This is a genomic window from Streptomyces sp. NPDC058469 (assembly GCF_042721125.1).
Classification (GTDB): domain Bacteria; phylum Actinomycetota; class Actinomycetes; order Streptomycetales; family Streptomycetaceae; genus Streptomyces.
In genome coordinates this window covers 67,981-90,688 of record NZ_JBHXME010000014.1, presented here as the reverse complement: position 1 = coordinate 90,688, position 22,708 = coordinate 67,981, and the positions used below count along the sequence as shown (strand labels likewise).

18 protein-coding genes and 1 pseudogene are annotated in these 22,708 nt (G+C 71.5%); 7 read left to right on the top strand and 12 right to left on the bottom strand.

The genetic code is table 11. The features are described from left to right. Positions 1-62 precede the first annotated feature (62 nt). Positions 63-1,403: an MFS transporter gene (locus ACFWP5_RS10470; protein ID WP_384153346.1), complete on the top strand. Its 1,341-nt coding sequence runs from the start codon at positions 63-65 to the stop codon at positions 1,401-1,403. 64 nt (positions 1,404-1,467) lie between these two features. Here ACFWP5_RS10470 and ACFWP5_RS10465 read toward each other — a convergent pair whose 3' ends face one another. Continuing rightward, complete coding sequence (locus ACFWP5_RS10465) at positions 1,468-2,796, bottom strand: FAD-dependent oxidoreductase (RefSeq protein WP_384153343.1); 1,329 nt, start codon at positions 2,794-2,796, stop codon at positions 1,468-1,470. Positions 2,797-3,079: 283 nt separating this feature from the next. Between ACFWP5_RS10465 and ACFWP5_RS10460 the strand changes: the two genes are divergently transcribed. Both ACFWP5_RS10460 and ACFWP5_RS10455 read left to right on the top strand, forming a co-directional pair. Then, the gene (locus tag ACFWP5_RS10460; RefSeq protein WP_384153378.1) at positions 3,080-5,110 is read left to right on the top strand and encodes a glycoside hydrolase family 31 protein; all 2,031 of its coding nucleotides are present in this window, start codon (positions 3,080-3,082) and stop codon (positions 5,108-5,110) included. A 102-nt stretch (positions 5,111-5,212) separates the two neighbouring features. Continuing rightward, entirely contained in the window at positions 5,213-6,940 is a 1,728-nt protein-coding gene (locus ACFWP5_RS10455) for a hypothetical protein (protein ID WP_384153340.1), read from the top strand. Here the strand turns inward: ACFWP5_RS10455 and ACFWP5_RS10450 are convergent. Beyond that, a complete protein-coding gene (locus ACFWP5_RS10450; RefSeq protein ID WP_384153375.1) occupies positions 6,937-9,027 on the bottom strand; it encodes a tetratricopeptide repeat protein in 2,091 nt (696 codons plus the stop codon). The two genes, ACFWP5_RS10455 and ACFWP5_RS10450, sit on opposite strands and share 4 nt — an antisense overlap. Positions 9,028-9,125: 98 nt before the next feature. Continuing rightward, on the bottom strand, positions 9,126-9,575 hold the full coding sequence (locus ACFWP5_RS10445) for a PPOX class F420-dependent oxidoreductase (protein ID WP_384153337.1): 450 nt from the start codon (positions 9,573-9,575) through the stop codon (positions 9,126-9,128). Between the two features lie 98 nt (positions 9,576-9,673). Here ACFWP5_RS10445 and ACFWP5_RS10440 point away from each other — a divergent pair, with 98 nt between their 5' ends. The 3 genes from ACFWP5_RS10440 (at position 9,674) to ACFWP5_RS10430 (ending at position 12,923) form a co-directional block, all read left to right on the top strand. Further along, a complete protein-coding gene (locus tag ACFWP5_RS10440) occupies positions 9,674-10,255 on the top strand; it encodes a TetR/AcrR family transcriptional regulator (RefSeq protein WP_384153334.1) in 582 nt (193 codons plus the stop codon). Further along, complete coding sequence (locus ACFWP5_RS10435) at positions 10,252-11,628, top strand: MFS transporter (protein ID WP_384153331.1); 1,377 nt, start codon at positions 10,252-10,254, stop codon at positions 11,626-11,628. The genes ACFWP5_RS10440 and ACFWP5_RS10435 overlap by 4 nt, the downstream gene beginning before the upstream one ends. A gap of 65 nt (positions 11,629-11,693) precedes the next feature. Further along, on the top strand, positions 11,694-12,923 hold the full coding sequence (locus ACFWP5_RS10430; protein WP_384153328.1) for a serine hydrolase domain-containing protein: 1,230 nt from the start codon (positions 11,694-11,696) through the stop codon (positions 12,921-12,923). Between the two features lie 17 nt (positions 12,924-12,940). Here ACFWP5_RS10430 and ACFWP5_RS10425 read toward each other — a convergent pair whose 3' ends face one another. The 5 genes from ACFWP5_RS10425 to ribA are packed head-to-tail and all read right to left on the bottom strand — an operon-like array spanning position 12,941 to position 17,955. Continuing rightward, positions 12,941-14,089 carry a saccharopine dehydrogenase family protein gene (locus tag ACFWP5_RS10425; protein WP_384153325.1) on the bottom strand — a complete coding sequence of 383 codons (1,149 nt, stop codon included), beginning with the start codon at positions 14,087-14,089 and terminating at the stop codon, positions 12,941-12,943. Further along, on the bottom strand, positions 14,082-15,149 hold the full coding sequence (locus tag ACFWP5_RS10420) for a saccharopine dehydrogenase (RefSeq protein ID WP_384153322.1): 1,068 nt from the start codon (positions 15,147-15,149) through the stop codon (positions 14,082-14,084). Before ACFWP5_RS10420 ends, ACFWP5_RS10425 begins: the two co-directional genes overlap by 8 nt. Continuing rightward, positions 15,146-16,291 (bottom strand): NAD(P)/FAD-dependent oxidoreductase, encoded by a 1,146-nt coding sequence (locus tag ACFWP5_RS10415; RefSeq protein WP_384153320.1) that lies wholly within the window; start codon positions 16,289-16,291, stop codon positions 15,146-15,148. Before ACFWP5_RS10415 ends, ACFWP5_RS10420 begins: the two co-directional genes overlap by 4 nt. Then, positions 16,288-17,259, bottom strand: coding sequence for an ornithine cyclodeaminase family protein (locus tag ACFWP5_RS10410; protein WP_384153317.1), 972 nt, complete (start codon positions 17,257-17,259; stop codon positions 16,288-16,290). The genes ACFWP5_RS10415 and ACFWP5_RS10410 overlap by 4 nt, the downstream gene beginning before the upstream one ends. 33 nt (positions 17,260-17,292) lie before the next feature. Next, positions 17,293-17,955, bottom strand: a complete 663-nt coding sequence (gene ribA, locus ACFWP5_RS10405; protein ID WP_384153314.1) for a GTP cyclohydrolase II — start codon at positions 17,953-17,955, stop codon at positions 17,293-17,295. A 38-nt stretch (positions 17,956-17,993) separates the two neighbouring features. Here ribA and ACFWP5_RS10400 point away from each other — a divergent pair, with 38 nt between their 5' ends. Then, positions 17,994-18,749 (top strand): creatininase family protein, encoded by a 756-nt coding sequence (locus ACFWP5_RS10400; protein WP_384153311.1) that lies wholly within the window; start codon positions 17,994-17,996, stop codon positions 18,747-18,749. A gap of 92 nt (positions 18,750-18,841) precedes the next feature. Here ACFWP5_RS10400 and ACFWP5_RS10395 read toward each other — a convergent pair. The 4 genes and pseudogenes from ACFWP5_RS10395 to ACFWP5_RS10380 all read right to left on the bottom strand — a co-directional run. Further along, a pseudogene (locus tag ACFWP5_RS10395) lies at positions 18,842-19,963 on the bottom strand (YbhN family protein); the annotation flags it as partial. Between the two features lie 11 nt (positions 19,964-19,974). Then, on the bottom strand, positions 19,975-21,000 hold the full coding sequence (locus ACFWP5_RS10390) for a trans-aconitate methyltransferase (protein ID WP_384153372.1): 1,026 nt from the start codon (positions 20,998-21,000) through the stop codon (positions 19,975-19,977). Between the two features lie 98 nt (positions 21,001-21,098). Further along, positions 21,099-22,283: a glycosyltransferase family 4 protein gene (locus ACFWP5_RS10385; RefSeq protein WP_384153308.1), complete on the bottom strand. Its 1,185-nt coding sequence runs from the start codon at positions 22,281-22,283 to the stop codon at positions 21,099-21,101. Then, complete coding sequence (locus ACFWP5_RS10380; protein ID WP_019059043.1) at positions 22,280-22,678, bottom strand: 6-carboxytetrahydropterin synthase; 399 nt, start codon at positions 22,676-22,678, stop codon at positions 22,280-22,282. The genes ACFWP5_RS10385 and ACFWP5_RS10380 overlap by 4 nt, the downstream gene beginning before the upstream one ends. Positions 22,679-22,708: the final 30 nt, after the last annotated feature.

Genomic DNA, 22,708 nt, shown 5'->3' with positions numbered 1-22,708 from the left:
TGACCCCCGTATCCGTCTCCGCTCACTCCGCCTGCGGTGGAGTTTCCCCGAAGGAGCAAGCCGTGTCCGTCCCCGCCAAAGCCGTCGGGCAACCGAAAAAGGCCGCCACTGCCGCCTGGATCGGCAGCGCCCTGGAGTACTACGACTTCTTCGTCTACGGCAGCGCCGCCGCGCTGATCTTCCCCAAGGTCTTCTTCGACGACTCGGACCCGGCCACGGCGACCCTGCTCTCCCTCGCCACCTTCGGTGTCGCCTACGCGGCCCGGCCGGTCGGCGCGCTGTTCCTCGGGCACTTCGGCGACCGGGTCGGCCGTAAGAAGGTCATGATCTTCACGCTGCTGCTGATGGGGCTCTCGACGTTCCTCATCGGCTGTCTGCCCACGCGGGGCCAAGTCGGCACGCTCGCCCCGGTGTTGCTCGTGCTGTGCCGGGTCCTCCAGGGCATCTCCGCGGCGGGCGAGCAGGCCAGCGCCAGTTCCATGACACTGGAGCACGCGCCGCCCGACCGGCGCGGCTTCTTCACCAGCTTCACGCTGAGCGGCACCCAGGGCGGTCAGCTCATCGCCACGCTCGTGTTCCTCGCCGTTGCCCAACTCCCCGACAAGCAGCTGCTGTCCTGGGGTTGGCGCGTTCCGTTCTGGGCGAGCGTGCTGGTCGCGGTCGCGGGGTACTTCATCCGTCGCACCCTCCAGGAGACCCCGGCCTTCGCCGAGCAGGCGGCGACCGAGGGCGTCGTGAAACTGCCGCTCGTGGTGCTGCTGCGCGAGCACTGGGCGGACGTCCTGCGGGTGATCGCGGGCGCGCTCATCGCCTCCGTCTCCACGATCTTCACTGTGTGGGCGCTGGCCTACGCGACCAGCGACTCCGTCGGCATGTCCCGCTCGTCGATGCTGTGGGTGGGTGCACTCGCCAACCTCGTCGCCCTCGCCGCGATCCCCCTGTGGGCGACCCTGTCCGACCGTATCGGCCGCCGCCCGGTGTTTCTGATCGGTGCGGTCGGCAGCGCGATCACGATGTTCCTCTACCTCTGGGCGATATCGACGGGCTCCTACGCGCTCACCCTCATCCTCGGCATCGTCGCCTTCGGCATCGTCTACAGCGCCGCGAACGGCGTGTGGCCCTCCTTCTACGGCGAGATGTTCTCGACCCGGGTCCGGCTGTCGGGCATGGCCGTCGGCACCCAGATCGGCTTCGCCGTGGCCGGGTTCGCGGTCACGTTCGCCGCGCGGATCGCGGGTCCCGACGGCACGGACTGGTCGTCGGTGGCGCTGTTCACGGCGGCCCTGTGCGTCCCGCCGGTGATCGCCGCGCTGTCCGCCCGCGAGACCCACACGGTCCCGACGGAACTGCTCGGCACCCGGTCACCCCGGGAGACGTCCCGGCCGGAGACGGTGACGGCCTGATCGTCGCTCGCCAAGTACCGTACCCCCGGGCTCCGTTGACCGGGGGTTTCGGCTTCGGGGTCACTCAGGCCGTGTCGGAGCCGCGGTACGCGTACATGTCGGCCAGGAACTTGCGGCGCAACGCGGGGACTTTGCTGCTCACGCTGAAGTAGCTGCGGGCCGCGAAGAGCGCGAGGCGGCCGGTGACGGGACGGTAGAGGGGGTCGTCGCCGCTGGTGCCGTTGTTGTCGAGGGACTCGGCGACGCGGGTGAAGCCGTAGGGGATCATCTCGGTCTCGTAGTCGCCGATCGCGGTCAGCAGCGGCTTGGACTTCCGGGCGGCGGCGGTCAGTTCGCGGCACAGGAGGGAGGCGTCGCGCAGTGCGGTGTTGGCGCCGACGCCCTGGCCGGGGGTCATCGTGTGGATGGCGTCGCCGAGCAGGGTGACGGTGGTGGTCGGCCACGGGTCGACGGGGACCGAGGTGGCGATCCGCAGCGGGAACGCGGCCTCGGGGTCGGAGAGTTCGAGGATTCGGCGCAAGTCGGGATGCCAGGTGCGGGTCGACTCCAGGACGGTGTCGACGAGTTGCCTGCCGCGCTGCCGATGCGTGCCCTCGGGGAAGTGGTCGTGGGCGCTCCAGACCGACAGGTTGATGTAGTCGCGCGTGTCGTCGAACCGCAGGCCGGACCAGCTGTCCAACAGGGCTTTGTCGGCGGGATTCTTGGGCCGCCCCTGGTCGTCCCACTTGAATTCCATGACGTGGAGCATGCCGATCAGGCCCTTCGTAGCGAAGATCAGCGAGAGGCCGTTGAGTACCTCGTCCGACAGCAGCGCACGGGTCTCGGGCGTGAGGGCGGTCTTGGTGGCGATGGCCGTGATGCCGGCGTCCTTGATCTCCGCGTGCGGCAGGAACTGGCGTCGCACGGCCGAGCGCGTACCGTCCGCGGCGACCAGGACGTCGCCGGTGGCGGTGGTGCCGTCGGTGAAGTGGGCGGTGACCGTGCCGTCGGGGTGCTGCTCGTAGCGGGTGAACTCCTTGCCGTAGTGCACGACTTCGTCCATGCCGGTGAACAGCACCTGCCGCAGGGTCGACCGGGAGACGGAACGTTCGCTGTCGACCGCGTCGCGCGCTTCGGGCAGTTCGAAGGTGGCGGTGGTGCGCAGGGACTGGGTGAGCACGTTGAGGTGGCGCGGGTCCCGTGCGCAGGTGGCGACGAAGGTGTCGAAGAGGTCGGGTGGCAGGCACTCCTTGAGGGCCCGGTTGCCGGTGGGGTCGATGCCGACGCGGTAGCCGTAGAGGCCGTCGCGGCGGGAGCCGTAGCGCTCGTACACGGCGACCGAGACGCCGGCCTTCTTCAGTCCGTGCGCCAGGCACATCCCGCCGGTACCGCCGCCGATGATCAGAACGTGCACGAGAACCACTTTCCTTGATGGTCATACATCTTGATTATCAAGCCATTTATAGCCTGCAAGGAAATGTCTCGACTGTCAAGGGAAAGGGCGGCGCGAACCCTCCCCGCATGAGGGCGCCCCCGTTGACAGATGACGTTTCGCGCAAGAACATCGGCCGGAACGAGCAGAAAAGAACAGCGCTGCTGCACGGCAACCCCATGGCTCTCCCGTCTCCCGCAGAAGGACATGAGTGGTGCGCATCTTTTCCCGCAGGTTCGGCTGCCTCCTCGCGACCGCCCTGACCATGGCGTTCCTGCCGTCGACGGCCCACGGCACCCCGGCGACCGTGCCGGACCGCGCGACGGTCTCCGAGTCCCCGGCCGGGGTGTCGCTGAAGGTCCCGCCGGCACCAGGCTCCCCCGGCTACTCCGTCACGGTGCCGACCACCGGCCAACTCGCCCTGACCACAAGGAGATCGGGCCACACCGTGCTCGCGACGGCCGCGGACGCCCTGCGCTTCAGGGCCGGTTCGGACTCCGACTGGCAGCACGCGACGACGCTCACCGGGTGGAGCTGGCGCGACGGCGTGCTCACGCTCACGGCGGATACGACGCTCACCGGCACGGAGATCGAGGCACGGCTCACCCCGGCCGCCGACCGCTATCAACTCGACTGGGACGTCAGGGGAGTTGCGGCGACGGAACTCGGCCTCACCTACGGCCTCTCCCCCTCCGGCCACTGGTACGGCCACGGCGAGACCAGCACCCCCTCCGGCGGCCCGTACACCGACCAGCCATGGCCGCTGGACGCCGGGCAGGTCGAGCAGCCGGACTTCGGCCCGGCGTCGTACCAGATGGTGGATCCCTTCTGGTACACGGAGAGTTCGGCCGGTCTGTACGTCGACACCGGCGACACGATGGACGTCTCCCTGAACGCCGGCGAGGACGGTCTGGGCCGCTTCGGCGTCGACTCGGGCAGCACCTACCAGGCCACGGTGTTCGTCGAGTCGACACCGCGTGCGGTCTACGACGACTACATCGGCATCGTCGGCACACCGCGCCAGAGCGACGCGACGTACGAGCAGTACGAGAAGCCGCTGTGGAACTCGTGGGCGCAGTTCTACACGGGCGTCAACCAGGAGAAGCTCCTCGCCTACGCAACCGCCCTGCACGACAAGGGACTTGGCGGGCACACCGTCCAACTGGACGACAAGTGGGAGTCCAACTACGGCAACATGACCTTCGACCCGAAGGCATACCCCGACCCCAAGGCGATGTCGGACCGGATCCACGCCCTGGGCTACGACTTCGGCCTCTGGGTCACCCTCTGGATCAACCTCGACTCCACCAACTACCAGTACGCGGCGGACCACGACTACCTCCTCCACGACGCGGCCGACCCGACGAAACCGTGCACGGTGACCTGGTGGAACGGCACCGCGGGGATCGTCGACCTCGGCAACCCGGCGGCGAAGGCCTGGTACCAGGGCAACTTGAAGACCCTGACGGCCACTTACGGCGTCGACGGCCTCAAGTTCGACACCCGCTTCTTCGACGACCAGTGCGCCCCGCGCGCCGGGTACACCGGCACCGACTACCAGCGCCTCGGCTCCGAACTCGCCGACTCCTACGACCTCCAGGGCGCCGGCATCCGCGTCCACTGGGGCAGCGCCGCGCACCAGGCCGGCTTCGTCGTCCGCCAGATCGACAAGGGCACCGGCTGGAACTCCCTCCAGGCGTCCGTCTCCCAGAACCTCGCGCTGTCCACCATCGGCTACCCCTTCGTCGAGACCGACATGATCGGCGGCTCCATGGGTCAACCCGCCCCGACGAAAGAGGTGTTGGTGCGCTGGGCACAGTCGGCGTCGTACATGCCGCTGATGTACGCGTCGACGTCCCCCGCGGGTACCACGGATGTGACGACCGGTCAGCAGGTGCCCTACGACGGGCAGACCGTCGCCCTGTACCGCGAGGCGATCGCCCGCCACGAGCGGCTCGCGCCGTACATCTGGGACCAGGTGCGGCACACGCTCAAGACCGGCGACCCGATCGTGCGGCCACTGTTCTTCGACTTCCCTCAGGACAGGGCGAGTTACACGATCACCGACGAGTGGATGCTGGGCCCGGCGGTCCTCGCGGCACCGAACCTCACCGCGTCGGCCACGCGGGACATCCACCTCCCGGCGGGCACGTGGTACGACGTCAACCGGGGTAGGACGGTCAAGGGACCGGTGACGCTGACGTCGTACGCGACGCCGCTGACGGTGACACCGGCCTTCGTGAACCTGCGTGCGCGGGGCGCCGCCAAGGCGCTCGCCGCCCTGCGCCGCCAGTAAGGGCCTCCGCGTGCCCCGGCCGATTTCAGGGGCGGCCGGTGCACGCGGGCCCGGGGCTGACTATCGTTGCCCGATCACACGTGCGAAAGGTGGTCGAGGGGCGTGACGGGGGCCGAGGAGTGGATACGGGTGCCGGTCGGCGACGACGCCGGGCGGTGGGCGACGCGGGGGCGCGGCCGCAAGGTGCTGTTCGTCGTGCACAACGTGACGTCCGCGACTCGGCTGCTCGACGTACTGCCGCTCTTCCACGACGACTTCCGGGTGCAGTTGCTGGTGACCTGCACGGGGTCGTCGGCGTTCCGGGCCGGGGTCGCGGAGTTGCTGGCGGAAACGGGGGTGCCGGTGGTGCCCTGGGACCAGGCTGTTCAGACATCGGTCGATTTGGCGGTGTCGGCGAGCTTCGGCGGTCAACTCCGGGCATTTTCAGGTGTATTGGCCGTGTTGTCACACGGTGTCGGATATACTAAGAGGCTAGGGACACCCAACACCCAACACCCAACACCCGGCGGCGAGGCGGCGGAAGTCGCGGCTCCGGTTTTCGGGTTGTCGCCCGAGTGGTTGCTCGACGAAAGCGGACGGCCCGTCGCGGACGCGCTGGTGCTGTCGCACCCCGAGCAGTTGGAGCGGTTGCGTGCCGTCTGCCCCGAGGCCGCGCCCACGGCCGTACTGGCCGGTGATCCCTGCTGGGACCGCATGCTCGCGGCCCGCCCGTACCGGGAGCGCTACCGGCGGGCGCTCGGTGTCGGGCGCGGTCAGCGGCTGGTGGTGCTCAACTCCACCTGGAACCCGGAATCCCTGTTCGGCGACGACATACTGCCCTCCCTGCTCCCCCGTCTGACCTCCGAACTTCCCGTCGACGAGTACCGTCTCGCCGCCGTCCTGCACCCCAACATCTGGCACGGTCACGGCCCCGGCCAGATCCGCGCCTGGCTCGACCGCGCCCGCCGCGCCGGTCTCACCCTCGTCGACCCGCTGCACGGCTGGCGCCAGGCGCTACTGGCCGCAGACGCGGTCATCGGCGACCACGGCTCGGCGACCTACTACGCCGCCGCACTCGGCACGCCCGTCCTCCTCGGCGCCGCCCCCCTCGCGGGCCTCGCCCCCGACGCCCCGGTGCACGCCTTCGTCCGTACGGCCCCCCGCCTGGACCCCACCCTCCCGCTCCGCCCCCAACTGGCCCAACTCATCGGCAGGCATAGCCCGTTGGCCGACCCCGCGGCTTTCACCAGCTCCGTACCTGGCGAGTCGGCGACCCGCCTCCGGCGCCTCTTCTACGACATCATCGGCATCCCCGAACCGGACGCGCCCGCGCTGCTCGAACCGCTCCCGCTCCCGCCGTTCGAGCCCGCGGCGCACACGGTCCCGCTCCAGGTGCTGACCGAGTTGCTGGGCTCGGGCGAGGTCTCGGTCGTCCGGCACGCGGGCCCGCACCCGGCGCCCGACAACACGGGCGAGGCTCATACGGCGGTGCACGAGGACACCCGTGAGCAGTCCCAACTCTCCCTGGCCGACGTGGTGTTCCGGCACGGCACGGCCGAGGATCCGCGCTTCGGATCACCCGCGCTCTGGACCACGGAGACACTCGCCCGGCACCCGCAGTGCGCCCTCGCCGCGTACATCACCGGCCCCGGCACCTGTACGGTCCGCACCTCGGACGACACCCTGCTGCATCTGCGCGCCGAGCCGGGCGCGGACGCGGACCCGGCGGCCTACGCCTCGGCCCTGTACGCCTGGCTCGCGTCCGGCAAGTCACTGCACGAGGTCGTCGCGCGGGGGCTGACCGTGCACACGGGAGAGGCCGTGCACCGGGTCCGGGTCACCCGTGGCTAGCCGTCGCAGCGCTCGCGCAGCCTGCGGAGATACTCCAGGTGCTGTTCGGCCTTCTCGTCGCGGAGGGCGGCGGCGGCCTCGTCGATCAGGGCGCGGGCGGCCGTGAACTCGCCGCCGTTCAGGCGGGTTTCGGCGAGGTCGGTGAGGGTGCGGGCCGTGTTGTAGGCCTCGCCGCTGGCGCGGAAGAAGGCCAGGGCGCGGTCCAGTCGCTCGACGGCCTCGGCTCGGCGGCCGAGTCCGCGCAGGGCCCGGCCGCGGTGGCGTTCCAACAGGGCGCGGGCGCGCGGCAGATCGGCGGCGCCCTCGTCGGCGGGACCGATGCCGTCGAGGACGCGGTACGCCTCGTCGAAAGCCGCGTACGCCTCGTCGAAGCGCCACTGGCGCAGTCGCAGCAGGCCGAGGAACTCGACGGCGGAGGCATGTCCGCGCACATGCCCTCCGGCCCGTTCGTCCCGTGCCGCCGCGAGCGCCTCGGGTTCCGCCTCGTCCCAGCGCCGCAACTCCATGAGGCTGTGGGCGAGTTGGGCGTGCAGGGCGCCGGCGATGCGGGTGCCGGGGAAGTGGGAGTCCGCCGTACGGACTCCTGCTCGCAGGGCGGGCAGCAGTATGTCGTGCTGGCCGGCCTTGAGTTGGAGCGGCCACAGGGCCTGGCCCAGCAGGACGACGGTGTCCCAGTCACCGAACTCCTCGGCGGCGTGCACCGCTTGGACCAGGTTGGGCGCCTCGGCGACCAGTGCGGCGACGCCCGCGCCCCGGTTCTCGTACGAAAGCGGTGTGGCTGCGGCCGGGACGCGCCAGCTCTCGGGCAACGCGGCCTGTGCCGCGGCGAGTGCGAGCTGCAGATAGCCCTCGACGGTGCGGGACACGGCGGCGGAGCACGCGGCGATGCCGTCCGTGGCGGCGGCCGTGCGCGCGGCGTGCGCGCGGACGGCGGGCCGGTAGCGGTAACGGCCGTCGTCCGTCAGCTCGATGAGCAGGGCACCGGTCAACTCGTCGAGAAGCCGGGCGGCTTCGACCTCGTCGATACCGGCGGCCCGCGCGGCTGCGGCGGCATCGAGAGCGGGCCAGTCGTACAGGCCGGCCAGGCGGTAGAGGCGGGCGGCGTCGGGGGTCAGCAGACGGTACGAGTCCTCGACGGCGGAACTCACCGGGTCGCTCTCGGACCCGGCGGGCGTCTCCGGTGGTAGGGGCGGTGCGGTCAGCCGGGGTGCGGCGGCGCGCAGCGCGTAGGGCGAGCCGGCGCAGCGGTCCAGTACAGCGGGCAGCGTGGCGCGGGCGGCGCTGACCGCAGGTTTGCCGACCAGCTCGGTGAGCAGCCGTTTCGCGTCCCGGCGGCCCAGCGGGCCGACCGGGATCCGCAGGGCGTCGAGGCCGATGAGCGGATTCCGGGCCACGACGAGGGTGACCACGTCCGGAGCCGGTGCCAGCAGCGGCTGCACCTGGGCGGAGGAACGCGCGTGGTCGAGCACCACGAGAGCGCGGCGGGCGGCCAGGGAGCGCCGGAACAGGGCGGCCCGGTCGGCGACCGAGGGCGGTATGTCCTCGTCGGGCAGGCCGAGTTGGCGCAACAGCGTGGCCAGGACCGGTTCGGGGCCGAGGGCGCGCAGGTCGGCGTAGAGCTGCCCGTCGGGGAAGCGGGCCGCCTGCCGTGCGCCCCAGTGGAAGGCGAGGGTGCTGGTGCCGATGCCCTCGGGGCCGTGGAGGAGCGCCAGTCGTGGACGGGCGTCGAAGGCGCGGGTCGCCTCCTTGTCCAGGAGTTTCAGGGCATCCTGACGGTCCGTGAAGGAACGGGGTGCCGGTGGGAGGCAGTGGCGTCCCGGACCGGTGAGAGGCTCCGGGATGCGTACGCCTCGTGCGAACCGGGCCCAGACGAGGGCGAGTTCGGGGTCGCTGTGGACACGGTCGTGGACCATGCGCGCGACGGCGTTCACCTCGTCGGGGGTCGCCGGCGCCGTCACCTCGCGTCCGGCGAGGCGACGGACCATTCCGCCGGCCGACTCCCAGGCCAACTTGCCCGCCTCGCTCGCCATCCCGGAGCCGACGGCCCCGAACACCGCACCGATGGCGCTCGTGGACAGCAGATCCATCACCTCGTGCACTCCCCCGTCGTCCGCTCTCCGCACAGCGGATCAACCTTAGCGCCGGTGAAGGACGGTGACGATGGGTCACCTCTTTCCGGGATGGCTCAACCCCGGTTGGCTCCCGCCGGAATCCCGTACGCCCGCTCCACCCGCAACCGCAGCACCAGCCGCCGGTCCCGCACCATCGCCGCCCGATAGTCGTCCCAGTCCGGATGCTCGCCGAGGACATCGCGGTAGAGCTTGATGAGTTCCTCGACCGTGTCGTCGTGCGGGTCGGCGGCGACCGGGGTGAGGTCGGCCGTGCCCTCGGCGACCGTGTAGGCCCATCGGTCGGGGCTGGTCACGTGGTAGGAGGCGCGGGGGTCCCGGCGCAGGTTGCGGGTCTTGGCGCGGTCGTCGGTGATCGACACGCGGATGATCCGCTCGTCGGGGTAGTAGGCGTGGCTGACGTTCGACAGCTGGGGTCGGCCGTCGCTCTTGAGGGTGACCAGTACCCCGCCGTGGCCCTCGGAGAGCAACTGGAGCAGTGCGTCCTGCGTCGCGTCGTGAGTCATGCGTCCATCAACCGTGTGAAGCGGGTCACGCATTCCCCGAGCTGGACGCCAGGGAGTAGACATTGTCTACGGATCACCGGTAGACAGTGTCTATGAGCATGAGCGAACCGGAAGCAGGACTACGGGGCCGCCTGGTCGACGTAGGTGTGGAGCTGGTGGCCCAGGAGGGTGCGCAGGCGTTGACCCTGCGCGAGATCGCCCGCCGGGCCGGCGTCTCGCACGGCGCGCCCCGCCGTCACTTCCCCACCCATCTGGAGCTGCTGTCCGCGATCGCGCGGCGGGGCTTCGCCGATCTCGCGGAGCGGGCGACGGCCGCGCTCGGCGACGGTACGGCACCTCCGCGCGCCCAACTGGACACGCTGGGCCGGGTCTATCTGGAGTTCGCACTCGACAACCCCGGCATGTACGAGCTGATGTTCCGTCACGATCTGCTGGAGAGCGGTCACTTGGGTCTGCGGGACACCAGCCTGCCGCTGTTCGGCGTCCTGGTGGACCTGGTCGGCCGGGCCCGTCCCGACGTGGACGCCCGCCTCGTCGCGGGCGCGTTGTGGGCGAACCTGCACGGCGTCGCCCAGCTCTGGCGCTGGGGCAGCCTCCAACTCGCCACCGGCGCCGATGACTTCGTACCCCTGCTGCGGTCGGCCCTCGACGCGCACCTCGGTCCGGAGGCAGCCGTATGACGGTGTATCAGACGAAGCCAACGCACCGGCGGCTCGTGCTGGCGAGCAGTGTGGCGGGAGCGGCGATCGTCGCGCTGGACGGGACCGTGCTCACCGTCGTACAGCCCACGCTCCAGCGGGAGTTGGGGGCGTCGCCGGCGCAGGTCCAGTGGACGAGCACCGCGTTTCTGGTGGCCGTGGCAAGCCTGTTGGTGTCGGCCGGGCGGATCGGGGACCGGTACGGGCATCAGCGGGTGTTCGGGCTCGGCATGCTCGGCTTCGGTGTCGCCTCGGCCGGAATCGCTCTGGCGCCCGGTGTCGGCTGGGTGATCGGACTCCGTGTCGTCCAGGGGGTGTTCGGGGCACTGCTCCAGCCGGCCACGCTCGGCATGCTGCGTGCCGCGTTCCCACCCGACCGGCTCGGCATGCCGATCGCCGTACGGACGAGTGTGATCGGGGTGGCGGCCGCCGCCGGGCCGTTGGTGGGCGGGGCGTTGGTGACCGCGGTGGGCTGGCGGGCCGTGTTCTTCCTCAACGTCGTGCCCTCGCTCGTGTTCGGCGTGCTCGCCCTCACCGTGCGGGAGTCGCACCGCGGACAGGCGTCCGCCATCCGGTTCGATCTGCCCGGCGCCCTGCTGCTCGCGCTCTCCCTCGCCTCTCTCATCCAGGCGCTGGTGGATCTGCCCGGCTCGGCCGCCGGGTTGGCCGTGTCCGTGCTGGCCGGTGTCGCCTTCGTACGGCATGAGCGTCGTACGGCGCATCCGCTGCTGCCGCCTGACGTCATCGGCTCGGCGGCGATCCGCGGGGCGCTCGGGATGCTGCTCGCCGCGTCGGCCGCCTTCTCCGGAACCCTGTTCGTCGTCACCTATTTCCTGCAGGACACGGTGGGGCTCAGCCCCTTCCAAAGTGCCCTCCGGGGGCTGCCGTTGGCCGCCGCGATGGTCCTCTCCGCACCCGCGACCGCGGTGGTGCTGCGCCGGGTCGGGGCCCGTCGTACGGCCGGAGTGGCGATGGTGGTCGTGGCGCTGGCCGTTCTCGTGCTGTCCCGGGCCTCGGACACGGTCACGGTATGTGGGGGATTCGCCCTGTTGGGGGCCGGGTTCGGGGCGGTGATGGTGGCGGCGACCCAAGTGGTGGTGCGGGAAGCCGCCGTGGAGTCGGCCGGGGTGGCGGGCGGGCTCAAGCAGACCGCGGTGAACGTGGGTCCGACGCTCGGGGTCGCCGCTGGAAGTGCGCTGATGGCCGCGAACGGCCGCGGGTTGGCGCTCGGAATGCTCGCCGCGGTGGCCCTGACCGGCGCTCCCGCCTGCCTCGTGCTGCCCGGACGGACAGTCGCGTCGCTCACACATCCCCCCGTTACAGGAGACCGCGCAGGTGTTCCTGCGCGACGATGAGTTCCGAGGTGTCCGGGGCCGGGTATGCGGGACCCCACCTCGTGAACGCAATTCGGAGGAGAGCCATGGCACAGCTGCGACAAGAGGTCGACCCGGACGAGGTCGGACTGGATCACAAGGCGTTGGACCGCCTGGACCAGCACTTCGCCCACTACGTCGACGTGGAGCGCCTGCCGGGCTTCCTGGTGTCCGTGGCCCGCGGCGGTCGCGTCGCCCACCTCACCGCCCACGGGCACCGCGATGTCGCGGACCGACTCCCCGTCACGCCGGACACGTTGTACCGGATCTACTCCATGACCAAGCCGGTCACCGCGGTCGCCGCGCTGATCCTGATGGAGGAGGGCAAGCTCTCCCTGGACGACCCGGTCAGCCGTCATCTGCCGGCCTTCGCCGACATGCGGGTCTACGACAGCGGCTCCGGCGCCGACGTGAAGACGCGGCCGGTGGAGCAGCCGATGCTGATCAGGCACCTGATGACCCACACCTCGGGCCTGACCTTCGCCTTCTACCACTCGCACCCCGTCGACGCCCTCTACCGGGAGGCGCGCCTGGAGTCGTCCGTGCCGCCGGGCGCGAATCTCGCCGAGGCGATCGACGTGTACGCGAGCCTGCCGCTCCAGTTCGAGCCGGGCACACAGTGGAACTACTCCGTCGCCTCCAATGTGCTGGGCCGGGTCGTCGAGGTGGTGTCCGGGCAGCGGCTCGACGAGTTCTTCGCCGAGCGGATCTTCCGGCCGCTCGGCATGCCGGACGCCGGCTTCCAGGTCCCGGGCGAGAAGGCCGACCGGCTCTCCGAGTTGTACGGCGACGCCGACGGCGGCGGTATCGTGCCGATCGCCGGGCTGCCGCTGCGGGGCGGCCGGCCGCGGTTCCTGTCGGGGAGCGGCGGGATGGCCGCGAGCCCGTACGACGTGCACCGGTTCGCGGAGTTCCTGCGGCGCCGGGGCGAACTCGACGGCACACGGCTGCTCGCGCCCGAGACGGTCGACCTCATGGCCAGCAACCACCTTCCCGGCGGCGCCGACATGCGCGCCTTCGGCAGCCCCGCCCACCAGGAACCCGGCAACGACGGCATGGGCTTCGGCCTCAGCGTCTCCGTCGTCATCGACCCCGAGCGCACCCAGTCCCCCACGGGACTCGGCACGTTCGGGTGGAGCGGCGCGGCGACGACGACGTTCTGGGTGGACCCGGGCCGTGACCTCACCGTGCAGTTCATGACGCAACTCCGGCCGAAGCACTCACTGAAGATCATCCCGGAGCTGAAGCAACTGGTGCACGAGGCGGTCACGGACTGAGGCTCAGCCACTCACCGCTACTGATCCACCCGCAAGGTGAACTCCAGCCCCTCCCCCGCCAGTTCACTCAGCCACTCCCGTGACCGTTCCGCCGTCTCCGCCGCCCGGTTCAAGCCGGACGGCAGGTCGTCGGACAGGATGTGGCGGACGGCGAGGGAGAGCGGGCGCGAGACACAGCGGGCCATCGCGCTCTCCTCCTCGTCGCCGACCAGGTCGAGGAGGTAGCTGCCGGACCAGGTCTCGCCCGCGTCGCCCCGGACGTCCAGGGACACCGCGAGGACGACCCGGTCGTGATCGGCGTCCGTGGTGGGGTAGGTCGCCGCCAACTCCCTTGCCAGCGCGGCGATCCGGGTGTCGTCGCCCGCCTTCAGTTCCTCGAAGACCGCGTCCCAGGCGCGCAGCCAGCCATCGAGGCGCAGGGTGCCGCGCACGAACGTCCGCGGCGTCCAGCCCGCCGGCAGCCCGTACTGCTCGATGAACGGCACGCTGTCCCGGTTCGGATAGACCTCGAAGGTCTCGCCGTCGACGACATGCGGCCGGGTCACCTCCCAGGGGCGGTCGGCCGTGGTCTCTTCGCCGTCCTCCAGGTAGCGTGCCGGCGAGCGCAGCGCGCCCAGCACTCCGGCCGGCGCCCAACTGAAGCGGTACCGGAAGTCGTTGGGCACCGCGGGTACACCACCGCAGTACGAGGTGAGGCTGTACGAGGCCTCGTCGCCGATCGCCTCCCGGGCGCGGGCGACGAGGCTGTGGGCGAAGAGGTGGTCGATGCCGGGGTCGAGACCGGCCTCGGTGAGGACGACGGTCCCCGCCTTCTCGGCCGCCGGCACCTGTTCGAGGACGGCGTCCGAGACATAGCTGGAGCAGGCGAAGTGTGCCTGCCGTCGCACGCAGGCGGCCAGCAGCGCGGCGTGTTCGGGCGCGGGCAGCATGGAGACCACGACGTCTCCGGGCGCCAGTTCGGCCGTGAGCGCTGCCAGGGTGAACGCACGTGGTTCGGCGCGTCCCGTCAGGCCCAGGTGGTCCAGGGCCTGCGCGGCACGCTCCTCGGTGCGGTGCCACAGCCGTACCCGCTCGGCGGCGCCGCACAGCAGGGCGAGCCCGCTGCCCGTGGACAGCCCGGCGCCGATCCAGTGGACGGTCCCGCTCGCGCGCACCACGTCAGACATGGCCCAACTTCCCTTCCGCGACGGCGATTCCGAGTTCACGGGACTTCGTACGGAAGAGGTCCAGGCAGCGTGCCCACGCCCCGTTCGTCTCGAAGTCCAGCAGGTGGGGCAGCAGTGCCGCCGAGAAGTCGGTGCTGGACTCCCTCGGCAGGAGCGACGGCAGGTTGTCGATGGCGATGAGGTCGAGCGGGGGACGCTCGTGCAACTGCCGTACCGGGGCGTCCCATTCGGTTGTGCGGTCGTAGACCGGCAGGACGTTGAGGGGTGAGCCCACGTCGCAGGTGACGTCGGAGACGGTGCGGAGCCGGCGGGTCGGATCGTCCAGGTCAGGCTCGCGGAGGAAGGGCGGGACGGGGGTCGTCGCCAGGACGCAGTTGACCAGCACGTCGTGGGCCAACAGGGCCGGGCGGTCCAGGTTCTGGGTCTCGGGCAGGTCCCAACAGGTCGGTTCGATCCCGGCCGTGGAGAACGCGACCCGCGCTCCCCGTCCGCTGCGGCCCAGCGCGCCGATCACCAGTGCGCTGAACTCCGTGTCCCCGGTGGCTGGTCGGAGCGTCTTGTCCAGCTCCTCCTTCGAGGTGGGCGTCAGCGGTGCGACCAGCCGGCCGCGATGCTGGAGGACGGCCAGGGCCGCGCCCAGGTAGCCGGCCCAGAAACCGAACGCGGCGAGGCGGCGTCCGTCGTCGTCCACCAGGTATTCGAGGTCGAGCAGCGCTCCTCCCCCGGCCGCGAACCGCCTCAGCAGGTCGGTCGCCCCCGGCTGGCCCTTGTAGGCGTGGCCGAAGAAAATGTGACGGTGGGTCAACTCGGTGGGCTTGTCCGGGAGTTCCTTGAGGCCGAGGATCACCGTGCCCTGCGGCGCCGACACCCAGGAGTCCGCGGGCGCGACGCGGGCGCCGATCGCCTCGTACTCCTCGATCGGGAAGATCCGCTGCGGGGACTCCTCGACCGTGAGGGTCACCCCGCTCTCGACGAGTCGGCGGGCGTCGGAGGGGACGACCGGGGTGCGGCGTTCGGTCGTTCGGGGCTCGTGGCGCAGCCACAGATGGAGCTCGGTCATACCAGGTTGACCTCCGGGCGCGGGGCGTCGGCCGCGAACCGGCCGGCGCTCAGGGGGCTGACGTCCACGAAGGGTACGTGGCCGAGGTACAGGTCGCGGACGACCTCGCCGACGGCCGGTCCCTGGAGGAAACCGTGGCCGGAGAAGCCGGTGGCGTAGAGGAAGCGGGAGACCGAAGTCGCCTCGCCGATCAGGGCGTTGTGGTCCGGCGTGTTCTCGTACAGACCCGCCCAGCCGCCGGTGCGGCGCAGGTCGAGGAGGTCGGGGGCGCGGCGGCGCATGGCCTCGGCGAGGCGGGGGATCCAGCGGTCGTGGGTGTCGGTGGCGAAGCCGGGACGCTCGTCGGGGTCGGACATGCCGACGAGGAGGCCGGGGCCCTCGGTGTGGAAGTAGAGGCTGGTGGTGAAGTCGATCGTCATGGGGAGGTTCGGCGGCAGTCCCGTCACCGGTTCCGTGACCGCGATCTGGCGGCGCAGCGGTTGCACCGGGAGGTCCACGCCCGCCATCGCGCCGATCGCCTTGGACCAGGCGCCGGCCGCGCAGATCACCGTGCGGGTGTCGATGCGGCCGAGGGTCGTCACCACCGCGGTGATCGTGTCGCCGTGTGTCTCGATGCCGGTGACGTCGGTGTGGCGCAGGATCGTCGCGCCGTGACCGCGGGCGGCGGCCGCGTAGCCGTGGACGACGGCCTCGGGGGTGCAGTGGCCGTCGTCGGGCGAGTAGGCGGCGGCGAGCAGGCCCTCGGTGCTGATCAGCGGGGAGAGGCGGCGGGCCTCGGCGGGGTCGATCACGCGGCTGGGCACGTTGAGGGAGTTCTGCAGCCGGACGCCCGCCTCGAAGGACGCGACGTCCTCGGGCGTCGACAGGAGGAACAGGTAGCCGACGCGACGTAACCCGATGTCGTAGCCGGTGTCCTCCTCGAAGCGTTCGAAGGCCTCCAGACTGCGCGCGCCCAGCTGCACGTTGAGGCCGTCGGAGAACTGCGCGCGCACTCCGCCGGCCGCCTTGGAGGTGGACCCGGCGGCGAGTTCGTCCCGTTCGACCAGGACGACGTCCCGGACCCCGGCGCGGGCCAGGTGGTAGGCGATGCTGGTGCCGATGACCCCGCCGCCGATGACGACGACCTCAGCCTGACGCTTCACGGGCGCTCCTTCTTGGCCGCGTGGATGACGGCCCAGGCCGCGGCCGCGTCCTGGATGCCGAGTCCGACGCTGTTGTAGTAGACGATGTCGTCGGGTCCGGTGCGGGCGGTGCGGCGGCCGGTGAGTACGGCGCCGAGCGGGATCAGGTCGTCGGGGGCGAGCAGGCTGTCGCGCAGGGCGTCGACGATCGGTCCGGCGTGCTCGGCGGCCGTCTCCGGGTCGTCGACGACGACGGCCGCCGACCGCCGTAGGACGTCCAGGTCGACCTCGCTGCGGGTGGGTTCGAACGAGCCGACACTGACGACCGTGCAGCTGGGCGTGAGCCAGGCGCCGTGCACCACGGGGGTGGTGCTGAGCGTGCAGGCCGCGACGACGGACGCGCCGGTCACGGCCTCCTCAGCGGTGGCCACCGCCTCGACGGGGAAAGGCAGGTCGGCGGCCAGGGTCTCGGCGGCGCGGGTGCGGCGCTCGGGGTTCGGGCTCCACAGGCGTACGGACTTCAGGTCCCGGACCCGGGCGATCGCGCGGACGTGGGCGAGGGCCTGGGTGCCGGAGCCGAGGACGGCGAGGTGCGCGGCGTCGGGGGCGGCCAGGGTGTCGACGGCGACGGCGCTGCCCGCGGCCGTGCGCTGGGTCGTCACCGCCGTGCCGTCCATGACCGCGACCAGCTGCCCGGTGACCGGGTCGAGGGCGCTGATCACCGCGTGGATCGTGGGCAGTCCGGCGTGCGCGTTGGCGGGGTTGACGCTGCCGAACTTCGCCACCGCCCCGGTGTCCGCCGACAGCCGGGAGACGTAGGCGAAGACGACGCTGTCGTCGAAGCGGCTCGGGTGCATGATCTTGCCGGGCAGGTCGGCTTCGCCGTCACCGAGCGCGGTGAAGGCCGCGCGCTGCGAGGCGATGGCCGCATCGGCGTCGAGCAGGTCCGTGACCCGGTCGCCGGAGAGGAAGAGGACGTCGTCGGTCATTCCCTCTTCCTGTCCGGACCGCGCTCACCCGAATCAGGACCAGTGCGCCACCGCGTCCAAATGGGGCAGGTGGTGGTCGAGACGCTCCCGCTTGGTGCGGAGGTAGGTGATGTTGTTCTCGCAGGGCGGGATCAACAGCGGTACCTCTTCGGAGACTTTGATGCCGTGTTCCAGCAACGCCTCGCGTTTGCGCGGGTTGTTGGAGAGCAGGCGGACGCTCGCCACGCCCAGGTCGTGCAGGATCTCGGCGGCGACGCCGTAGTCGCGGGCGTCGACCGGGAGGCCGAGGGCGAGGTTCGCCTCGACGGTGTCCAGGCCCTCCGCCTGCAGGGCCATCGCGCGCAACTTGGCGAGCAGGCCTATGCCGCGGCCCTCGTGCCCTCTCAAGTAGACGACTATGCCCCGGCCTTCGGCGACGACGGCACGCATCGCGGCGTCCAACTGGTCGCCGCACTCGCAGTGCTGGGACCCGAAGGCGTCGCCCGTCAGGCACTCCGAGTGCAGCCGGGTGAGTACGTCGTCCGTGCCGATGTCGCCGTAGACCAGGGCCACTTGCTCGTCACCGCGGTCGTGGTCCAGGTAGCCGATCGCCTGGAATTTGCCGTACACGGTGGGCAAGGGAGCATTCACGACGCGTTCCACGCCCGTGGACTGTGGAGACTTCTTCTTGCCGAGTACGCCAATGTTTTCTGTCATGATCTGGTTCCTAAGCAGAGACGAAAGGCCGTGAAAAAATGAATGGTTCGGGCTCACGGACGGCGGCATACGGACTGGTGCCGGCGGACACCACGGAGGACGTGAGGTCTAGGGGGGCAGAAGTATCAACACAGGTCGCCGTCCTTCCGGTCGGCAGTTTCGAGCAGCACGGCCCGTATCTTCCGCTGGCGACCGACACGTTGGTCGCCTGTGCCGTGGCCCGGGAGATCGCCGCGGCGTACCCGGTGCATCTCCTCCCTCCGGTGACCATGGCCTGCTCGCACGAGCACGCGGCCTGGCCGGGGACCGTCAGCATCTCTTCCGTGACCCTTCATGCGGTGGTGCGGGACATCGCCGACTCGCTCCGCCGCTCGGGGGTGGAGACCCTGGTAGTGGTCAACGGTCACGGCGGAAACTACGTGCTGGGCAACGTCGTTCAGGAGTCCTCCGCGCGCGGTGAGCGGATGGCGCTGTTCCCCGCCGCCGAGGACTGGGAGACGGCGCTGGAGCGGGCCGGGGTGCTGACCTCGTTGCTCACCGATATGCATGCGGGGGAAATCGAGACCTCCATTCTTCTGCACGCTCATCCCGAATTGATCCGTCCCGGTTATGAGACCTCCGATTTCGTCGCCGACGACCGTCGCCATCTCCTGACGCTCGGTATGTCCGGCTATACCGAGTCGGGCGTCATCGGGCGCCCGTCCCTCGGCTCGGCGGAAAAGGGGAAGGCACTGCTGGCGAGCCTCGCCGATTCCTTCGGCGCGTATTTCTCGATGCTGACCGCGGACGCCTGAGCGGGCACCGGGTCCGGTACGGCACCGCCGGGCCCGGCGATGCGCAGGCCCGCGCCCCAGCGGGCGACCAGGACCAGCAGGCCCGGCAGGGCGGCGACGAAGCTGAGCACGCCGTAGATCACGGAGACGGACAGGCCGCTGGTCGCGCCGAGGCCCGCGGCGCCGAACGCCCAGGCGGTGACGCCCTCGCGGGGGCCCCAGCCGCCGACGTTCAGCGGCAGGCCCATGGCGACCAGCGCGAGGATCGCGATCGGCAGCAGCTGGGCGACGGTGGCGGCGGAGCCGGCGGCCCGGGCGGCGACCACGAACATCGCGAGGTGGCCGGCCAGGATGACGAGCGAGGAGAAGGTGACGCCGGGCCAGTTGGCGCGGGAGAACAGTCCGGCGCGCACCTCGCCGAGGGTGGTGCGCAGGGCGCGGCCCCGGCGGGTGGCGGTGGCCGGACGGTTCATCCGTACGGCGGCCACGACGGCCAGTGCTCCGACGGCGGCGAGCAGTACGAGCGGGGCGATGCCGCGGACGTCGGCCATCACCGGGGAGTCGAGGCCCAGCAGGATCGTCACCCCCACGACGGCCAGCGCGATCTGGCCCGCGACGCGTTCCAGGACGACGGCGCGTACGGCGCGGCCCATGTCGCCGGCGCTCTGTCCGTGGCGTACCGCCCGGTGCACGTCGCCGAGGATGCCGCCGGGCAGGGCCGCGTTGAGGAACAGGGCGCGGTAGTAGTCGGCGACGGCCGGGCCGAGCGGCAGCTTGATGCGCAGGCCGCGCGCCACGAGGGCCCAGCGCCAGGCGCTGAACACCGTAGTGACCACACCGATCGCGAGCCCGATCAGGAGCGTCGGCGCGTCGATGCGGCGCAGCCCGTCCAGGAAGACGCCGGTGCCGAGGCGCCAGAGGAGGACGCCGAGGATGGTGACGCCGGCGACCGTGCCGAAGTGGGTGCGTACCGCGCGGGAGTTCACCCGGTTCAGGATCGCGCGGAGGACGCGGCGGGCGCCGGAGGCGCGGTCGGTGCCGGGGCGCGGGGCGGCGACGATCACCCCGATGCGGTCGCCGGAGACGGCCGAACTGTGCAGTGGCGGGGTGTGCTTGGGCCGTAGGCGCACCGCCTCCACGGCGGTCTCGGCGCGCACTTCGAGGGCGACCGGCACGGACCGGTCGACGCGGACCCTGCGCGTCCTGGTGCCCGGTCGCGGTGCGACCGTCCGCATCGTCTCGACGCTCATGAGGTGCCCCCCGTCGGCCGGGCCAGTGCCAGCAGGTCGCTGTGGTGGACGAGCACGGTCAACTCCCCTGCCGCGCAGGCCGCGAGGCGCCGTTCCAGATAGCGGTCGGCGCGTTCCTTCAGCTCGGGGCGTTCCTCGACGGCCGCGCCGACCCAGCCGCGCAGCCACTCGGCGGTGAGCGCGGCCTCGTCCGGACCGAGCCGCCAGGCGCTCGGGTGGACGCGGACCGTCGCGCCGTGCGCGGCGAAGGCCTCGCAGGTGACGGTGACGGCGTCCGGACCGAGGAGGCCGTCGCGCCGCTGGTGGGCGTTGAACGCATCGGCGATCTCGGCGTCCACCGGGTCGGCCGGGGTGAGTTCGACCTTGCCCGCCACCGACAGCGTGAGCAGCGCCGGACAGCCGGCGCCGACACACGCGGCGACGAGGGCGTCGACCTCCTCGCGGGTGAGGACGTCCAGGAGCGCGGAGGCCGTCACCAGCGAGGCGCCGACCAGCGCGTCCGGGGTCAGCCGGGCCACGTCACCGCGCCGGGTCTCCACCGTGACGCGGCTGCCGTCGGCGGCGGCGCGGGGTGAGGCGACGGCTGCGAAGTGCAGAAGATAGGGATCACGGTCGTGCAGGATCCAGTGCTGGGCGCCGTCGAGGCGGGGCGCGAGCCACCGTCCCATCGAGCCGGTGCCGCAGCCCAGGTCGTGGATGACGACCCCGGAGCGCCCGGGCAGGTTGGCCAGCCGGATGCGCAGCGGGTCGAGCAGTTCGGGCGCCCGCGCCACGGCGTCGGCACCCTCCCGCAGCTCCAGCCACTCGGGCGCGTAGCGCGGCGGATCGTCGGGCCCGACGTCCCGCAGCCGTACGGTGGCCCGCTCGCCGGGGCGATTCGCGGGCCCGGCGCCGGGAATCACGGAACCGGGCCCCGTCTGCTCGTCGGCATCCACTGAAACCGTCCCCGCCATCACGTCCTCCGGCCCCGGCTGTCCAGCCGTCGCGTCGTTCGCTTCGGACTGCACCGGGGCGACCAGCATGCCCAGCGGTACGCCCCTGGGCCCCGGCTGCGCCGGAATCCGTGCGGCCTGGCCGCCCTGTGCCGCGGCCCGTGTGGACTGCGTGGACTGCGTATTCCTCATGCCGCCCTCCGGGGTTCGCTGGGGAGCCGGGTGAGTACGCCGGCCAGGCTGCGGGCCGTGGTGGCCCACCCGTCGAGGGCCGCGCGCCGGCCGCGGGCCGCCGCCTTGAGACGCCGGCGTACGTCGGCCTCGCCGAACCAGCCGCGCAGTTCGGCGGCGAGGGCGGCGGGGGCCTCCGGCGGGACGAGGATGCCGGGCACCCCACCGTCGGGGGCGCGGCCGACCGCCTCGGGCAGACCGCCGACATCCGTGGCCAGCACGGGGATGCCCCGCGCGAGGGCCTCGGTGACGGCCATGCCGTACGTCTCGGCGTACGACATGAGGACCATGAGGTCGGCGGAGGCGTAGCTGGCGTCGAGTTCGGCGCCGGCCTGCGGGCCCGCGAGGTGCAGCCGGTCCTGGAGGCCGTACCGCTCGATGAGGTCGCGCAGGTGGTCGACGTACTCCGGGTCGTTGCCGAAGCCGCCGACGCAGACGCAGGTCCACGGCAGGTCGGCCGCGGCGGCCAGGGACTCGATCAGCCGGTGCTGGCCCTTGCGCGGAGTCAGCGTGGCCACGCACAGCAGCCGCGAGACACCGTCGGTGCCGGAGGCGAGGGGGGCGATGTCGGCGCCGGGGGTGGCGACGTGGACGCGCTCGGGGGCCAGGCCGTGGTGGGAGACGAGGCGGCGGACCGCCCACTCGCTGGTGCCGATGACGGCCGGCACCGCGCGCAGGACCGTACGTTCCCTCTCGTCCAGCTCCGCGGCGACGGCGGCCTCCAGGCCGGTCTCGTCGCCGAGCGGGAGGTGCACGAGGACGGCCAGGCTCAGCCGGTCGGCCTCCGGGACGACGACCTCGGGGACCCCGCAGGCCACGATCCCGTCCATGAGTACGGCGGCCCCGTCCGGCAACTCGCGCAGCGTACGGGCGAGTTCGGCGCGGGCAGCCGCTCCGGGCCGGGGCCACTCGCCGTCCACGGCGTGCTTGTGGACCTGCCAGCCGAAGCCGGGCAGGTCCAGGCTGACGCGCCTGTCGTAGGCGTTGCCGCCGCTCGGCGCGGCCGGGTCGTCGACACCGCCCGGCATCACGAAGTGCACGGTGCGCAGGGACATGGGGATGATCTCGGCATTCCGGGAGGCCGCGCGCTGTGCGGGCAGGAATCCCAGCGCGGGGGCGCGGTCGATGGTCACGTCGTTCACAGGGCACGCTCGTAACTCGCCCAGGCGACGTGCGACTCGTGCAGGGTGACCTGGAGTCCGGTGAGGCCGCGGGCGCCCTCGCCGAGCGCGCCCTTCTCGATCCGCTCGGCGAGCCGGTCGGCGATGACCTTCGCGAGGAACTCCGTCGAGGTGTTGACCCCGGCGAAGTCGGGCTCGTTGTCGAGGTTTCTGTAGTTCAACTCGCTCACGACGGCTCCCAGTTCCTGGGTGGCCAGTCCGATGTCGACGACGATGTTGTCGTCGTCCAGCTGCTCGCGCCGGAAGGTGGCGTCCACCAGGAACGTGGCTCCGTGCAACCGCTGTGCGGGCCCGAACACTTCGCCGTGGAAGCTGTGGGCGATCATGATGTGATCGCGAACGGTGATGCTGAACAACGGACGACCCTCCAGGTGCGGCGCGTCTGG

What these genes read in the sequence shown, in the direction of transcription:
- ACFWP5_RS10435 (WP_384153331.1), top strand. Translation starts at nt 10,252, where the DNA reads ATGACGGTGTATCAGACGAAGCCAACGCACCGGCGGCTCGTGCTGGCG.
- ACFWP5_RS10390 (WP_384153372.1), bottom strand. Translation starts at nt 21,000, where the DNA reads ATGCTGGTCGCCCCGGTGCAGTCCGAAGCGAACGACGCGACGGCTGGA.
- ACFWP5_RS10460 (WP_384153378.1), top strand. Translation starts at nt 3,080, where the DNA reads ATGGCGTTCCTGCCGTCGACGGCCCACGGCACCCCGGCGACCGTGCCG.
- ACFWP5_RS10420 (WP_384153322.1), bottom strand. Translation starts at nt 15,149, where the DNA reads ATGACCGAGCTCCATCTGTGGCTGCGCCACGAGCCCCGAACGACCGAA.
- ACFWP5_RS10450 (WP_384153375.1), bottom strand. Translation starts at nt 9,027, where the DNA reads ATGGATCTGCTGTCCACGAGCGCCATCGGTGCGGTGTTCGGGGCCGTC.
- ACFWP5_RS10400 (WP_384153311.1), top strand. Translation starts at nt 17,994, where the DNA reads ATGAATGGTTCGGGCTCACGGACGGCGGCATACGGACTGGTGCCGGCG.
- ACFWP5_RS10440 (WP_384153334.1), top strand. Translation starts at nt 9,674, where the DNA reads ATGAGCGAACCGGAAGCAGGACTACGGGGCCGCCTGGTCGACGTAGGT.
- ACFWP5_RS10410 (WP_384153317.1), bottom strand. Translation starts at nt 17,259, where the DNA reads ATGACCGACGACGTCCTCTTCCTCTCCGGCGACCGGGTCACGGACCTG.
- ribA (WP_384153314.1), bottom strand. Translation starts at nt 17,955, where the DNA reads ATGACAGAAAACATTGGCGTACTCGGCAAGAAGAAGTCTCCACAGTCC.
- ACFWP5_RS10445 (WP_384153337.1), bottom strand. Translation starts at nt 9,575, where the DNA reads ATGACTCACGACGCGACGCAGGACGCACTGCTCCAGTTGCTCTCCGAG.
- ACFWP5_RS10430 (WP_384153328.1), top strand. Translation starts at nt 11,694, where the DNA reads ATGGCACAGCTGCGACAAGAGGTCGACCCGGACGAGGTCGGACTGGAT.
- ACFWP5_RS10425 (WP_384153325.1), bottom strand. Translation starts at nt 14,089, where the DNA reads ATGTCTGACGTGGTGCGCGCGAGCGGGACCGTCCACTGGATCGGCGCC.